The organism is Brooklawnia sp. (assembly GCF_032229645.1).
Classification (GTDB): Bacteria; Actinomycetota; Actinomycetes; order Propionibacteriales; family Propionibacteriaceae; genus Brooklawnia.
On the sequence record NZ_JAVTWX010000032.1, the window covers coordinates 1 to 15421 of the forward strand.

15 protein-coding genes and 1 tRNA gene are annotated in these 15421 nt (G+C 63.6%); 14 read left to right on the forward strand and 2 right to left on the reverse strand.

The genetic code is table 11. The features are described from left to right. Both AAFP05_RS01980 and AAFP05_RS01985 read left to right on the forward strand, forming a co-directional pair. Positions 1-1238: DNA gyrase C-terminal beta-propeller domain-containing protein (locus AAFP05_RS01980; RefSeq protein ID WP_341728175.1), on the forward strand; the 1238-nt coding region annotated here is incomplete at its 5' end. A 17-nt stretch (positions 1239-1255) separates the two neighbouring features. Next, the gene (locus AAFP05_RS01985; RefSeq protein ID WP_341728176.1) at positions 1256-1744 is read left to right on the forward strand and encodes a carbonic anhydrase; all 489 of its coding nucleotides are present in this window, start codon (positions 1256-1258) and stop codon (positions 1742-1744) included. Here the strand turns inward: AAFP05_RS01985 and coaBC are convergent. Next, positions 1728-2975: a bifunctional phosphopantothenoylcysteine decarboxylase/phosphopantothenate--cysteine ligase CoaBC gene (gene coaBC, locus AAFP05_RS01990; protein ID WP_341728177.1), complete on the reverse strand. Its 1248-nt coding sequence runs from the start codon at positions 2973-2975 to the stop codon at positions 1728-1730. The two genes, AAFP05_RS01985 and coaBC, sit on opposite strands and share 17 nt — an antisense overlap. 44 nt (positions 2976-3019) lie before the next feature. On the opposite strand from coaBC, the gene AAFP05_RS01995 reads away from it, so the two are divergent. The 12 genes from AAFP05_RS01995 to AAFP05_RS02050 all read left to right on the forward strand — a co-directional run bounded on the left by AAFP05_RS01995 (position 3020) and on the right by AAFP05_RS02050 (position 14560). Continuing rightward, entirely contained in the window at positions 3020-3754 is a 735-nt protein-coding gene (locus tag AAFP05_RS01995) for an NRDE family protein (RefSeq protein WP_341728178.1), read from the forward strand. Positions 3755-3809: 55 nt separating this feature from the next. Continuing rightward, positions 3810-4772, forward strand: a complete 963-nt coding sequence (locus AAFP05_RS02000) for a DUF368 domain-containing protein (protein ID WP_341728179.1) — start codon at positions 3810-3812, stop codon at positions 4770-4772. 698 nt (positions 4773-5470) lie between these two features. Then, positions 5471-5547, forward strand: a tRNA-Ile gene (locus AAFP05_RS02005). A 242-nt stretch (positions 5548-5789) separates the two neighbouring features. Then, positions 5790-6293 (forward strand): GNAT family N-acetyltransferase, encoded by a 504-nt coding sequence (locus AAFP05_RS02010; protein WP_341728180.1) that lies wholly within the window; start codon positions 5790-5792, stop codon positions 6291-6293. Beyond that, positions 6290-6817, forward strand: coding sequence for an O-acetyl-ADP-ribose deacetylase (locus AAFP05_RS02015; RefSeq protein WP_341728181.1), 528 nt, complete (start codon positions 6290-6292; stop codon positions 6815-6817). Before AAFP05_RS02010 ends, AAFP05_RS02015 begins: the two co-directional genes overlap by 4 nt. A gap of 83 nt (positions 6818-6900) precedes the next feature. Next, positions 6901-7536 (forward strand): dihydroxyacetone kinase subunit DhaL, encoded by a 636-nt coding sequence (gene dhaL, locus AAFP05_RS02020; RefSeq protein ID WP_341728182.1) that lies wholly within the window; start codon positions 6901-6903, stop codon positions 7534-7536. A gap of 44 nt (positions 7537-7580) precedes the next feature. Further along, the gene (gene dhaK, locus AAFP05_RS02025) at positions 7581-8576 is read left to right on the forward strand and encodes a dihydroxyacetone kinase subunit DhaK (protein ID WP_341728183.1); all 996 of its coding nucleotides are present in this window, start codon (positions 7581-7583) and stop codon (positions 8574-8576) included. A gap of 57 nt (positions 8577-8633) precedes the next feature. Then, positions 8634-9446, forward strand: a complete 813-nt coding sequence (locus AAFP05_RS02030; protein WP_341728184.1) for an N-acyl homoserine lactonase family protein — start codon at positions 8634-8636, stop codon at positions 9444-9446. A 7-nt stretch (positions 9447-9453) separates the two neighbouring features. Next, on the forward strand, positions 9454-9873 hold the full coding sequence (locus AAFP05_RS02035; RefSeq protein WP_341728185.1) for a zinc ribbon domain-containing protein: 420 nt from the start codon (positions 9454-9456) through the stop codon (positions 9871-9873). Beyond that, positions 9870-10979: an alcohol dehydrogenase catalytic domain-containing protein gene (locus tag AAFP05_RS02040; RefSeq protein ID WP_341728186.1), complete on the forward strand. Its 1110-nt coding sequence runs from the start codon at positions 9870-9872 to the stop codon at positions 10977-10979. The genes AAFP05_RS02035 and AAFP05_RS02040 overlap by 4 nt, the downstream gene beginning before the upstream one ends. A gap of 234 nt (positions 10980-11213) precedes the next feature. Beyond that, positions 11214-12866, forward strand: coding sequence for a PQQ-binding-like beta-propeller repeat protein (locus AAFP05_RS02045; protein ID WP_341728187.1), 1653 nt, complete (start codon positions 11214-11216; stop codon positions 12864-12866). Next, positions 12863-14560, forward strand: coding sequence for a hypothetical protein (locus tag AAFP05_RS02050; protein ID WP_341728188.1), 1698 nt, complete (start codon positions 12863-12865; stop codon positions 14558-14560). Before AAFP05_RS02045 ends, AAFP05_RS02050 begins: the two co-directional genes overlap by 4 nt. 62 nt (positions 14561-14622) lie before the next feature. Here AAFP05_RS02050 and AAFP05_RS02055 read toward each other — a convergent pair. Then, positions 14623-15421: CHAD domain-containing protein (locus AAFP05_RS02055; protein ID WP_341728189.1), on the reverse strand; the 799-nt coding region annotated here is incomplete at its 5' end.

A 15421-nucleotide genomic window follows, 5' to 3' on the forward strand; every position in this document is an offset into this window, starting at 1 on the left:
GTTCGGACGATGTGTCCGAAGCCCGGACCAGGTTGATGGAGACATTCGAGCTGACCGAGGTGCAGGCGAACTACATCCTTGATCTGCAATTGCGCCGGTTGACCAAGCTGAGCCGCATCGAGCTCGAATCCGAAAGCGACGAACTGAAGGCCGAGATTAAACGGCTGAACGAGATCCTGAGCAACGAATCGGTGTTGCACGGTCTGGTCACCGAAGAACTCGATGACGTGGTGAAGAAATTCGGGACGCCACGGCGCACTGTGTTGCTCGCCGACTCCGGGGCCGCTGCCAGCGCTTTCGCAGCAGCGCCGTTAGAGATCCCCGACGACCAGTGCTGGGTGATGCTGAGTTCGGCCGGGCTGGTGGCTCGCATGGATGTCGCAGAGCCACCCGGTGGCGCCGAAGGGCCGCGCACGCGTCACGATGGCGTCGTGTCGGCAATACCAGCGACCGCCCACGCCGAATACGGCGTCTTGACATCGAAAGGCCGGTTGATCAAGGCGAAGGCAATCGAACTGCCCTCGGTTCCGCCGACCGCGACATCTCCGAATCTGCAGGGCGGCACCCGGATCGCCGATCTGGTGCAACTCGACAAGGGCGAACGGGTTCTTGGCCTGACATCTTTGAGCGATGCGTCGCTGGGCCTGGCGCTGGGTACCCGGTCCGGGGTTGTGAAGCGCGTGAACCCGGAAACACTTGCCAGCAAGGACGAATGGAGCGTGATCAACCTGGCCGATGGCGACGAGGTGGTCGGGGCGCTCGAACTGCGTAACCCGGACGACGAACTCGTCTTCATCAGTTCGGACGCACAGCTGCTACATTTCGCGGCCTCGGTCGTTCGTCCGCAAGGCCGGGCAGGTTCCGGCATGGCAGGCATCAAACTGGGCCGTGACGCTCACGCGATCTGGTTCGGTGCGACATCTCCGGACGATGCCGTTGTGGTGACGATCTCCGGCAGTTCGTCCTCGTTGCCAGGGACCGAGGCCGGGAATGTGAAGGTGACGCCGTTCGCTGAGTATCCTGCGAAGGGACGCGCGACCGGGGGCGTGCGCTGCCATCGATTCTTAAGAGGCGAGGACTCGCTGCTGCTGGGATGGGCGGGGGCGGCTCCCGCGCTCGCGGCTGCCGGATCGGGGACGCCGGTCGAATTGCCGCCCGCTACCGGGCGCCGCGATGGATCGGGGACGCCCGCGTCTCAGCTGATTACGGCGGTGGCAAGCCGGTCCATTAAGCGATAGCCCCGTAAGATGGCCGCGTGCCTTTCAATGACTTGCTCGCGGCCAATGCCGCCTATGCCGAAGCCTTCGGAGACCGCCGATTGGAGGGTCAAGCCAGAGCTGGGTTGTGCATTCTTGCCTGCATGGACAGCCGGGTCGATCCCCTACCCATGGTCGGTCTCCAGATCGGGGACGCTAAGGTCTTGCGCACCCCGGGTGCCCATCTGACTCCGGATGCGCTCGCCGGCTGCGTGCTGGCCGTGAATCTCCTGGGAGTCAGCCGGATCATGGTGGTCGCGCATGCCCGCTGCGCGATGGCCGATCTGGAGTCCAGCTTGCACGATCGAGTCGCGGCGTCCAGCGGCGTCAAGGAGATCGACATGGTCTTCGGCGCCGACACCGATCGTCTGGGTCGGTTGGCCGCCGATGTCGAAGCACTCCGCAACCACGAGTTGATTGGGCCGTTCGCCGAGGTGGGCGGCTTCGACTACGACGTGGACAATCGTCGCCTCACTCAGCTGTACTGAGAACCCGCCGAGACAGTCTGGGGACGATCGCGTCCAGCAGCCCGTCGGCGGCCTCACGTTTGGATCCGCCGGCGGTCGAGACCAGTTCGCCTCCTGCAGCCAACACGTACAAGGTGTTCTCGGCGGACTCGAATCCCTGTGACCAGCCCACCGCGTTCACGGCGAGCAGGTCCGCGCCCTTGCGGGCGAGCTTCTGGCGACCCAGTTCGAGCAGTGCCTGCTGGTTCTCGGCGGTTTCGGCCGCAAACCCTACGATGAGCTGACCTGGTCGGCGACTGCGCACGAGGCCTGCGAGGATGTCCGGGTTTTCGATGAGCGCGAGCGTCAGCTGAGTGCCAGCGGTCTCCTCCTTGCGCATCTTCGTCTCGCGCATCTCGGCGACGCGATAGTCCGAGACGGCGGCTGCCATCACGATGACATCGGCGCCGGGAGCTTCTCGGTCGGCGGCGTTCTGCAGTTCGGCTGCCGTCCAGACACGCTCGATCCGTACCTCCGGGCAGCCGACGACCTCCGCCAGGATCGCCTCCTCGATGCTGGCGGCCAGTAGCACGACCTCAGCACCACGAGCGGCGGCCGCGGCAGCAATCGCCACGCCCTGGCGTCCGCTGGAGCGATTGCCGATGAACCGAACCGGGTCGATCGGCTCACGGGTGCCGCCCGCGCTGACCAGCAGCGTGACTCCCATCAGGTCGCGCTTCACGGTGCGGCGCGCGAGAATCTCCATCGCGCGGGCAGCGATCTGGTCGGGCTCGCTCATTCGACCGGGCCCGGAGTCGGCGCCGGTGAGTCGTCCGTCATCGGGTCCGATGAATTCGACGCTGCGGGCACGCAGAGTCGCCACATTGGCTTGGGTTGCCGGGTGTTGCCACATCTGGGTATGCATGGCGGGTGCCACCAAGACAGGTGCCTGCGTGGCAAGCAGCGTGGTACCGAGCAGACTGTCCGCGATACCGGCTGCCATTCGGGCCAGCGTATTCGCCGTCGCCGGGGCAACGACGACCAGATCGGCGCGCTGCCCCAAGGCGACGTGCCGGACTTCCGCTACGTTCTCGTGCACCGATGTGGTCACCGGGTGACGGCTGATGGCCTCCCACGTCGGTTTGCCCACGAACCGCAAGGCGTCGTCGGTAGGGACGACCTGCACGTCGTGTCCCGCCTCCACCAGCAAGCGCACGACCATGACCGCCTTATATGCCGCGATACCACCGGATACTCCGAGCACGATGTTCATGATGTCTATCTTTCCATTCGAGGCCCCGGCTACACTGCTCAGGCATGTGTACGGTCATCGTCCAGGTCCCGCGGGACGCCGCGCAGCCCACCCGGATGCTCGCCGTCCGCGACGAGGATCCGCACCGCCCCTGGGACGCGCCTGGAGTCTGGTGGCCTGACACCCATCCCGCAGTGGTCGGAGTCAGGGATCGCCGCGCGAACGGGGCGTGGCTGGCCGAGAATCCGGCGGCCGGACGGCTGGCCGTCATCGTCAATCGCAATCTGCTGATGACTCCCGATCACTCGCTGGAATCGCGAGGCGACATCGTGCTGAGCGCTCTGGCGGGTAAGCCGGTGCCCGAGCGTCCACGGACCGCAGGTTTCAACCTGATCGAGGTGGCCGGCCCCCGAGTGCAGGTGACGACCTGGGACGGCGAACGGCTCGGCCGTCAGGAACTCGTTCCCGGTCTTCATATGATCGCGCACGACGACGTCGATGATCCTCGGACACCGCGGATCGCTCGGTGGCTCCCGGAGTTCCGGCTGGCCGCTGAGGCTCCGACCGCAGGGCTGGGATTGGAGGGATGGTCCAAGGAATGGGTGGATGTGCTCGATTCGAGTTCGGCACTGAGCCCCGACGACGATGAAGCGATCATCCGCGACAACCGTTCGCACGGCTATCCGACGCTGTCGCTGCTCGTTTGCCTGGCGGAGGTCCACTCCGACCAGGTAAGTCTCGCGACTGCTGTTCTGGATGAGCCCGGCGAGTGGCAGCGTCCTCCCTTGGTGTTCGTCTGAGTGCGCTCCTAGGTGCGCCGGGTAGTATCGTGCGGGACCCCGACAAAGGACGTATATGACTCAGCCGATTGACAACGAACCGACCAGCGTGCAGCAGAAGCCTGCTGCGGATAGCTACTTGGACGAGCCGGAAAGCGTCAGCGCCTGGCTGATTCGCCTGGTCAAGGGCGTTCTGGTGGGTATCGGATTCATCCTTCCCGGCCTCTCGGGCGGCGTTTTGGCAGTGATCTTCCGGGTCTATGACCCGATCATCCGGTTCTTGGCCAAGCCGTTCCATCGCTTCGGAAAGAATGTGCTCTACTTCATTCCGATCGGCATTGGCGGCGTTGCCGGTATTGTGCTCTTCTCGGTGATTGTGGACGCCGCATTCGGACGATTCGCGGCACAGTTCATCTGCCTGTTCATCGGCTTCGTGGTCGGCACATTCCCCTCGCTGTATCGACAGGCCGGCAGGCAAGGCCGCAGCACCAAACATTGGATCATCATGGCGGTCGCGGCGGTCGCGATCTTCGCGATCATGCTCGTTGGCGGCCAGTCAATGATCGACGTAAAACCCAATTGGCTCATCTGGCTGGGATCGGGTGCGCTGATCGGTCTGGGCGTCATCGTGCCCGGCATGAGCCCGTCGAACTTCCTCATCTACTTCGGCCTGTATGACAAGATGGCGGCCGGCATCAAGGACTTCGACTTCGGTGTCATCATTCCGCTCACCCTCGGCCTCATCATCTGCGTACTGGTCTTCGCGAAGGCTGCAGCGTGGGCGTTCGACAACTACTACGCGGGCATGTACCACTTCATCTTGGGCATGGTCGTCGGATCATCGCTGGCGATCTTTCCGACCGTCGTCTTCCCCTCGTTCAGCGCTGCCGGCTTGGCAACGGCGAATCTGAGTCTGGCCACGGCGCTCATCTTTGCCATCGCGTTGTTCATCGTCGGGACGATCGCGTCGTGGCTGTTCAGCAGGGTCGAGGACAAGGTGTCGGTACAGCGCGAAGCGATCGACTCGGCTGTCGGCTAACGCCGAGCCGACCCTGCACACCGCAGGCCGATAGCTTAAGAATTCGAGAGAGTCGGTCGCCAACGACTGGCGGCGTATTCGCACGCTTTGGCCTCTGCTGGGTGTCAGCGATCGTCATTTCCACAGTGCGCACCGCCGCCAACGACATCGGGGAACACGTGCCGACGGCGGTGCCGCATCTGTGCTCCTGGGGGTTTGAGCAACGGAATGACTAGCACTGTTAGTTTCCGCCACGGTCCCAACCAGGTCAAGCGTTTTAGCCGATCTGTGGATAACTTGTCTACTAAAGTTGATTTTTTCGTGCAGCTGAGCCGCCACCGCAAGCATCAACGGTGGTTTAGCCAGCCGCTGCACCCAAAAGTCGCGGTCTTTCTCTGGACGAATGGCAAGTAAATTACAGCCAGACAGTCAGGCGGGCCATCGGCCAGAGGACCGCCGCGCGTGATCTGCGGTTTCCGCGACACTCGGTACCCGGTAAGGTGGCGCGCATCCTCGGTGTGCGGCGTTGAACCGTCTGCGCGTCCGGCGTCGTCACGTATCTGGAAGCCCGATCCGCTACCCTTGTGTTGCGTCGACGCAGCACCTGGAACTCCTACTCGATCGAGTTCCGTTGCGTTGGTGCGAAGATCTGGACGGCCAACCGGTCTGCGGCATGGGCACGCTGCACCAAGAGGTTCGTCACAGCGGCAGCACATGGAGGGGCGTTAGCTCAGCAGGTTAGAGCAGAGGACTCATAATCCTTGGGTCGCGGGTTCGAGCCCCGCACGCCCTACCAGTTCGGTCTCAGGCAAGCGAATCATGCCCGCTGACTCAGCCGTCGCGTGGTTCATACCACAGAGAAGGTCAACGTGTCAGTTATCCACAGCGTTTGCCGGCACCACAAATGCACCTGCGGACAGCATCGCGCCTGGCTGGGCAACACCGTGACAGGGTTCGGCCGTCTGGGGATCCTCGTCGCGCGTGACGGCGTACACGGTCACGTCTGTTGACATCGAAAGAGCAAGGTAACCTGCCGATGTGATCGCCACGCCTTCGATACAACTGCACCGTGCCTCATGGTCCGAACTCAGTCTCGATGAGTTCTACGAAATTGCGCGGTTGAGGTATGCCGTCTTCGCGCTCGAACAGCGCGTGGACGACGAAGACCTCGATGGCCGAGACGATCTCCCGGACACAGAGCACTGGTGGTTCAGCAAACCCGACACGGCCGTGGTCTGCTATTTGCGGGTGCTGCGTCCAGCCGACGACGAAAAGCAGCCCGTCGGAGTGCCCGCAGCAGCTTGGGTCATCGGCCGCATGGCGACCGCGCAGCATGCTCGGGGACAGGGACTCGCCCACGATTTACTCGAAGCTGTACTCATGCGGCGTCCGGAACAACCATTCCTGCTGCATGCCCAACTGCACGCAAGAGGGCTCTACGAAAGACTCGGATTCGTGCCGTTCGGCGAGGTCTACGACGAAGCCGGCATCCAGCACATTGGAATGTACCGGGCAGCGCTGGCATCTAGAGTCAATACATGAACGCTCAGATCACACTCCACAAGGGCGACATCACCACCGACGCCCAGGCGGACGCAATCGTCAACGCTGCAAACACCTCCCTGCTCGGCGGTGGCGGAGTGGACGGGGCAATCCACCGCGCAGCGGGCCCGGAGCTGCTCATGGAATGCCGTACGCTGCACGGCTGCCAGACCGGTGAGGCGAAGATCACGAAGGGTTACCGACTGCCGGCCGCGCACGTGATCCACACTGTCGGTCCGATCTACCGCGACGGGCACCATGGCGAGCCCGAACTGTTGGCGAGCGCCTACCGTCGCAGCATCGAGGTGGCCGCTGAACACGGCTGTGCTCGAGTAGCCTTCCCGGCCATCTCCGCCGGCGTTTACGGCTACCCCACCGATCAGGCTGCCCGCATCGCGGTGGCCACGGTCGCGCAAGCGATGACCGAGCACCCACAGGTCAGCGAAGCGCGCTTCTGGCTCTTCAACGAGCGCGTCTTTCACGCCTTCGAAGCAGCCCTCAGTGAGCTGGGTGCCGTGTCCTGACCGACTATTTGCTCGCTTGAGCAATTTTGTCAGCCCGGGTGGATACCCTTGAAATACGTTGACAAAGCACGAGGGAGTGAGTGATGACGCAGCCTGTGGCAACCGTCGAATATGTTGTGCGGACCATTGCCGAAACCACCATCGACAACGAGAAATACTTCTGCGACTTGGATTCGGTTGTCGGCGACGGAGACTTCGGGTATTCACTGGCACGCGGCTTCGAAAAAGTGCTTGACCAATGGGACGAATTCGACCGTAGCAGCGTCGCAGCCTTCTTGCAGAAGGTCGCGATGGTCGTCACCAGCCGAGTCGGCGGGACGTCGGGCCCGATTTGGGGTACCGCATTTCTGCGGGCATCGATGGTGGCTCGCAAGGCAGAGACTTTCGACGGCACGACAGTCGTCGCGATGTTGCGCTCTGCGTCCGACGGAATCATGGCACGCGGCGGAGCATCCTTGGGGGAGAAGACGCTGCTTGATGCCCTCGTGCCGATGACCGACGCCCTTGAGACACAGCTAGCTGCAGGTGCACCTCTCGCCGAGGTCCTGGACGCGACCGCCGCCAGCGCTGTCGAAGCCGCAGAAGCCACCAGCAAACTGGAGGCCAAACGCGGTCGTGCCGCATACACCGGTGAGCGCTCGATCGGATCGGTGGACGCAGGCGCCACCGCTGTCGGTGTACTCGCCACAGCAGTCGCCAAGAACTGGCCCGGCCGCTGATTCAGCCTTATTCATCAAAAATCCAAAAAGCGAAGGGAGCTCCAATGAAGAAGTTCGTCAACGACCCGAAGCAATACGTGCCGGAAATGCTGACCGGTATCGCCTTGGCCAATCCGGACACGCTGAAGTATGTGCCCGAATACAACCTGATCATGCGGACCGACGCTCCGAGCAACGACAAGGTCACCATCATCCAAGGCTCCGGTTCGGGTCATGAGCCGGCTCATGTGATGGCGGTCGGTCCTGGGATGCTCGATGGCGCGTGCCCCGGCGATGTTTTCGCCGCGCCGCCCATGGACTATGTCTACGAGTCCGCCAAGCTTCTGGCGTCGGACAAGGGGATCCTGCTGCTCGTCAATAACTACACCGGCGACAAGATGGCATTCGAGATGGCCTCCGAGATGCTTGATGCCGAGGGCTATAAGGTCGCCACATTGTTCATCAACGATGATGTCGCGGTGAAGGATTCGACGTTCACTGTCGGACGCCGCGGTGTCGCAGGCAACTTCTTTGTGATGAAGGCGTGTGGCGCGAAGGCCGAGCAGGGCGCCGAACTCGAAGACGTCGTCCGCATCGGAGAAAAGGTCAATTCGGTCACCCGCTCGATGGGCATAGCGTTGACCCCATGCACCCCCCCGGCCAAGGGCGAGCCGCTCTTCCACCTTGCCGAGGACGAGATGGAAGTCGGTGTCGGTATTCATGGCGAGCCGGGCCGCCGGCGCGACAAGCTGGTCAGCGCAGACGAGATCGTCGACGAACTGTTGGAGGCCATCGTCCCCGACCTGCCGTACGCCGACGGTGATGAGGTCGCGCTCATGGTCAACGGGCTGGGTGGCACCCCGATCTCGGAGCTCTATTTGCTCTATGGAATCGCCCACCGCATGCTCGCCGAGCGCGGCATCAAGGTCTGGCGCAGCTACGTCGGCGAATACTGCACGTCTCTTGAGATGGCAGGCGCCTCGATCACCTTGGTCAAGCTCGACGACGAGATCAAGGCACTGCTGAGCGCACCTGCCGAGACAGCAATCCGCGTCTTCTGAATTCCACCGCCGAGATCCGCATTCGCCGCACACCAGAGTCCCAACAAGGAGGTTGCGATGACACAAATGAAGGTGCATGTTCTGTCCACCGGAGTCATGGAGACTGATCTGACGTGGCTCCTACTCAAGGGAGGCAGGACGATCCGTGATCGATATCACAAGGACGATCCTGTCGTCTGGGGCGATTGCCCCACTCATGCCGTGCTCATCGAGCACCCTGAAGGCCGGGTGCTGTGGGACACCGGCGTACCGCGTGACTGGGAGACCCGCTGGGCGCCAACGGGATTCCATGATTTCTTCCCGGTACGCGAGCCAACCGATGGTCCCGGCTATCTCGACACGGCCCTGGCCGAACTCGACCTGGGCCTCGACGACATCGACATCCTCGTGCTGTCGCATCTGCACTTCGATCATGCGGCGAACGCGAAGATGTTCAACCCCGCCAAGACGAAGATCCTGGCCAGCGCCGCCGAATTGGAAGGTGTCAAGACGATCAGCGGTTACAGCAAGGGCGCGCATATCGTCTCTGATTACGACGGCCTTGAGATGAGTGCGATTCCCGGCGACGACGAGATCCTGCCCGGAATCAGTGTGATCCAGACTCCTGGTCACACGTGGGGGACGATGTCGCTCAAGCTCGACCTTGAGAACGACGGACCGAAGATCTTCACCTCGGACGCCGTCTACCTCGCCGATAGCTGGGGTCCGCCGGCGGTTGGCGCGGCTATCGTCTGGGACAACCTGGCGTGGTTGGAATCGGTCGACAAGCTGCGTGGTATCGCCGATGCCACCGGAGCCGAGATGATCTTCGGACACGATGCGGAGCAGCGAAAGGCCCTGAGGTTCGCTCCGGACGGTTACTACTCGTAGATCAGCGATGATTCTCTACGACTTCGCCTGCACGGACGGGCATGAGTTCGAAGCTCTGGTCACCTCGGCGTCCGAGGATGCCCCACCGTGCCCGGTCTGCCAGGCGCCGTCCAAGCGGCGCCTGGCAAGGCTGAACATCGGGGGGCGTGCCGACGCCGGCCCCTCGCGGGACCAGATGCCGCGGTCATGGCAGCAAACCAACCGCGGTGACCGCGAGACCGTCCGGCATTGGCACGAACTCGCCGCCAAACGCGAGAAGCTGGAGGCGAAACACCCCGAACTCGCCGGTGACCGCCGACCCATCCTCGCCCACGAAGGCATCTTCGCGACCACGCCGCTGCGCGCCGGCGATGACGTCGCCACAGCCATACGCGAAGCCGCCTTCCCCGCCCAATCAGAATCTCATAAGGACAAACGACAAGAATGAAGATCACAGGAGCAGTACTCGAAGAGATCGGACGACCTCGTCCCTATGCCGAGTCGAAACCGATCACCATCTGCGAACTCGACCTCGATCCACCGGGGCCCGGGGAGGTGCTCGTCCGGATGGAGGCGGCTGGCATTTGTCATTCCGATCTGTCAGTGGTCGACGGTAACCGTCCGCGTCCGGTCCCCATGCTGTTGGGTCACGAAGCGGCCGGCATCGTCGAGGAAGTCGGCGAAGGCGTCGATGATGTCCAGGTCGGTCAGCGGGTTGTGATGGCGTTCTTGCCGCGTTGTGGCACCTGCAAGAACTGCCGCACCGACGGCAAGCTGCCGTGTATTCCAGGCACGGCAGCGAACACGGCAGGGCGTCTGCTGACCGGTGGAGAACGACTGCACCGAGGCGGTGAGAAGATCTTCCATCACCTCGGCGTATCCGGCTTTGCCACCCGCGCGGTGGTCGATCGCCGATCGATGGTGCCGGTCGGCAGCGATGTTCCTCCCGAGGTGGCCGCGGTGCTCGGCTGCGCGGTGCTGACCGGTGGTGGTGCGGTGATCAACGCCGGGGCACCGTCGGATGGTGACACGATCGCGGTCGTCGGACTTGGAGGCGTGGGTATGGCGGCGCTCATCACCGCAATCTCACTGGGCAAAGGCGACGTCATCGGTGTCGACGCCCTCCCCGACAAGCTTCAACGGGCGACCGACTTGGGCGCTACCGCCGTCTACACGCCGCAGCAGGCGCTGGATGCGGGAGTCAAAGCTGCAATAGTCGTTGAAGCCGCTGGCAATCCGCGCGCCTTCGAAACAGCGGTCAAGCTTACCGATGTCGGCGGTAAGACAGTGACAGTCGGGTTGCCTGCCCCGGGTGCCGACTCGACGATCAGTCCGCTCGGCCTGACCGCCGAGGCCCGGACCATCATGGGCAGCTATCTCGGCTCGGCGGTTCCGTCCCGCGATATTCCCACCTATGCGCAACTGTGGCGTGATGGGAAACTGCCGGTCGACGCCCTGATTTCTGCCACGATCACTCTCGGCGAGATCAACTCGGCGATGGACGCGCTCGCAGACGGCAAGGCCGTGCGTCAGGTCATCCTCTTCGACGCCTAGCGCTCAGAGCCTCGGCAAGAATCCGGCGAGGGTGCTCGCGGTGCCTCCTTTGATCGAGGCTTCGCGGGCACCCTCGGCCCGTACACTCGGAAAGTGCCGAATCAGCCTTCCCCGCATGGTCCGACAGGTTCGTGGCCCCCGCCGGCCACCCCATTTCCGGTGAGCTCAGCCACCTTTCCGGTGAACTCAGCCACTGGAGCCAATCCGGGCAGCCCCGAGCAACGACGTCGCCGCATGACCATCGTCAGCGCTACCGGTGTCGCAGTCGCACTCGTCTGGTCCATTGCGCTCGCCATAGCCGCCGCGCCTTCGACGCAGCCGCCTCGGATTCCGGCCGGGGGTTATCTCGCCGAATCCGGGCACCGTGAGTTTCTCACCGACGGCGCGCAGCTGACTATCGTCGAGACATCGCGCCTTCCCGGTGGTGTCGCGTTCAGCGATGGCTCTGCGGTCATCCAGCGCGTGCTCGAGCACAGCAGCTTCGAAGAAGCATCCTCCGACTACTGGATACGAGAGATTGCAGAAACACCCCTGGGCATCGCCGCCCGGTTGCTCAAATTGGACGACCGCGGACTGGTCAGCTACGCCATTGATGGGCCAAACCAGGAGGTCGCCTTCGACAACGGCATCGTCGAGCTGCCCTCAGATCCTCAGCCGGGAGCCAGCTGGACGTCGCTGGCGACCGCAACCAACGCCGCCGGTATCACCGGCCCGTGGAACCGTGTCGGTTCCATCACGGCCTCCCAGCAGCAGGGATGCCTGGAGATCACCATCACCGACCGCTTCCGCGATACCGAGACCGTGTCCACGCTCACGCGCTGCGAGCAGCGGGGAATCGTGGCCGTCGGCGACGCCATCGCCGGCAACCCTCCGAGACCGGACACCTCCGGCCTCTCGCTGCTGCCGCCCCCCGATGTCATTCCGTCGTCCGACCCGGTCTCCGTCTCAGTGCACACGGGTGGGATCCCGATGTCGGTCGGTATGTCCACTCCCCCGGTTGCCGTTGGCGATCGGCTGGTCTTCGCCAACCGGACGAACGGCCACCTCGATTTCGTCGTCCCCGGCGCAAACGGGCAATGGGATGTGTCAATCGTCCGCAGACCCGGACGCGATACAACCCGACTCCTCGGCATCGGCGACCTCGTCGTCGCGGCCACCACCGATCGGACCCTGGTGGCCTACGACGCCCAAGGACGATGGCTGTGGCAAGCAGACATACCCGATCTGGCGAGCGACCTGTTCTGGGTGGGCGATGAGACGGCCGCCGCCTTGACTCTCGATGACCAGCTCACGGTTTTCGCCTTGGCTGATGGCAGCATCGTGCGGACGACCCAGATGCCGTCGGGTTCGACTGTGCGGCCGGCCGTCGTCCGCGCTGGATCCCAGGCCCTCATCGCGACTGCCGCCGGACGACAGGTCGCCATTCTGTATCCGGACGGCGAGATCGTCACACTCGAGGTACGCGACGATGTCCGTTCATTCACGATGACGGATCACGGGCTGATCGTCAGTGACCTGACCGCTGACCTGACAGCTTTCGATCTCAATGGCACGAGGCTGTGGAGGGTGGGAATGTCCGACAGCTGCCGTGACCTCGTCCAGGCAGGCGAGTCAATCATCTGCCGACTCGCCGATAAGCTAACCGCCCTTAACCCGGCATCCGGTGAGATCGACTGGCAAGAGTCCTTATCGCCGCTGACAAGCTACGTGGCAGCTGACCAGATTCTGAGCCTGGGACGCCAAACCACCACCCTGCTCAGCAGCGATGGGGCCGAGCTGGCCTCCTGGCCGATCGAACGCACAGCGTCCAATACCTGGACGATTCCGATGGCGGACGGTCTGCTGGTGGCCAGCGGCTCCGGGCAGTTCGAGTGGTGGCAGTCATGAAGACGCGGGTTCGTCTGCTGCTTGATGCCTTCGTCGAGATCTTCGTCGCGCCGATCCGATCCGGATGCCCGCGTCCGCGCGAATGGCTGGCCGGTGTGGCTCCCGTGATGGCGCTGGCCGGCATCGGGTACCTCATCGGCGTCCTGCTGGTACTCGGCGCTCCGTGGCTGCGCGCGGCCGATCGTCCGGTCATCATCGACGGCGCCGAAGCCATCGGCAGCACCTCGATGACCGTATTGCTCTGGTTGGTCAGTCTCACGCTGGCGCTCGGCCTGACCGCGGCCCTGCACGTTCATCCACTCCTGAAGCTGATCAGCATCGTCGTGTTCCTGCTGCCATTGAGCCCGCAGCTGGCACTGGGCACGAGCCCACTCGCCGTGCTGGCGAGCCTGATCGGAGTCGTCGTCTTCTTCGTCGTCCGCCGGCGCGGCAGCTTCGCCTCGTGGGAATTCCCGGTGATTTGGATCCTGGTCAGCATCGCAGTGATGGTGCCGCTGATCGTCAAGGGCAACCTGGGGTACGACATGCGTACCTCGACGGTGCTGGTGATCCTCGCATTCGTCAATGCCCTCGCCGTTCCGGCGCTGATGATGACCGGCTATGCGGCCGCGCAGGTGGGCGTGTCATTCTCGCAGTGGATGGGGCTGCGGCTGACACAGGCCTTGCCCAACCGCGTGACGTTGATCGCCACTGCAGCACTTGCTCTCGGCAATCTCGGCTATGGTGCCTGGTCGACCTACCGCGGGCGTCCCGGCTGGGAACTGGAGAACTGGCTGGGTTCTGCGCTGCTGGTGGTGCTCACCGTGATCATCATCGTCGGATTGCTGTCGGGCCTCCCGGTGCGCGGCGTCTCCGGCCGAGATCCCGCCGATCCGGACACTCTCGGAGACAGCTGGGCATCGCAAGCGTTCGGGCTGGCATCGGTGACATTGGCGTTCATGTTGCTCACCAGCGTTAGTGCCATTGCCGGTGGCCTCGCCGATGTGCTCGTTGGCTCTCAGCCCGACTGGCTGGCCAATCTGAGCACCAGCAATGTCCTGATCTTCCTGGTTCGCATCGGCCAGGCGGCTCTGGCGCTGTGGTGGGGTTGGAAGCGGGCCCGCCGCGGCGACCGTGTCACTCCGGTGGTGCTCGGCGCCTATTGCGCCATCATGATCATCTCGGCGTTGTCGCTAGTCACCTCTTGGACGTGGCTTGCCTGGGAGATCGAGCCGGCGGGTGTGCTGATTCTGGTCATCGGCGCGCTGGTCTGGTGGACCAACCGCGGTGCTGCCGGTGCTCACTACGCGCTGATTCTCGCGCTGCTGGTCACCCTCTTCCGTTTCCGGGAGCCCCTCTCGGAGCCCGGGATGGTCTTCGGTGCTGTCTCGGCGTCCGCGGTCCTGTTGATCAGCCTGCTGTGGCGAGTGCTGACCGATGGCGACCTGATGGCCGGGGACTCCGCGGCGCTTCCCCAGGCGTCGCGCGTGCTGGCTTTCGGGACGATGACTCTGCTCGCCGTGCTGATTCTGGCCGTGACGGCCCAGATGCGCATTCAGACGGCAGCTATCGATCAGTCGGCGATGATCTCGCTGGGTGATATGACTCTTGGCGGCGCGCTGTTCATGGCGGCCGGCCTCGCCAGTGTGATGGCCTTGTGGGCGTCGCGCCATCGCGACGCATTGATTGCCGGCGCAATCCGTCGTCCTCGGTAGCCGGGCTTCTTCGACGACTCATGGATCACAACGCTGCTGGTAGTCGTCCGGTTGTCGTAGGTCTAGCGGGAGACGACGCGGCTACGGTAGCTTGTCACCTGTTCCTCGGCGACCGCAGACCTGCGGCGCTGTTCTTCGAGGGCGATGCGTGCCGGCTCACCCGGATGAGCTGCGAGGACCCGCTCGACAACCACGGAGTCTTGCACGATGCCCAGCAACTCACTCAACCCAGAGTAGTATTTCACCTTGTCACCAGCGCGTGAATAGGCGTCTCCGATTGATTCGAAGGCATACCGCGCGGCCTTTGCCCGGCGACGCACCACATGCAGGCCCACCGAATTCGTGGCAACCTGATCGTCTGATTCCGGCCAGGCCTTGGCCACCCGCTGTTCTGTCCAATCTGCACGGTTCAGTATCTGTCGCCTGGTAGGGCCCTTTCCCTTCCGGCGGGTCGCCCGCCGCCAGGGGCGGACGACCAGGTCTTCGATCTGCCCAAGCAGGTACGCCACACGCTCGCTGCCCAGCATCTCAACTGCCTCCAGTCGGGACAGTTCTTGCTGAGCAGCGAGTTCGTCAAGTAGGGGTTGCGCCTCAGGATGCCCGCTGAGCAACTCGGCAAGGTGCTCGCGAACCACCTCCGCGTCTCTGGCCTTGCCGAGCTCAGAGTTGAACCAGTCGAGTTCGATCAGGAGACGCCTCGCCAAGCTGGGACGCAGCAGCGGCCTGAAGGCGCGAATAGTGGCCTTGAGACGCCGGCCCGCGGCACGCAGATCATGGACGGATTCGGGCTCGCGTGTCTCGACCGCGGCCGGAAGCCGCTGGATGAGGTCGAGTTGTTCGCCCCAGTAACCCTGCACGTTG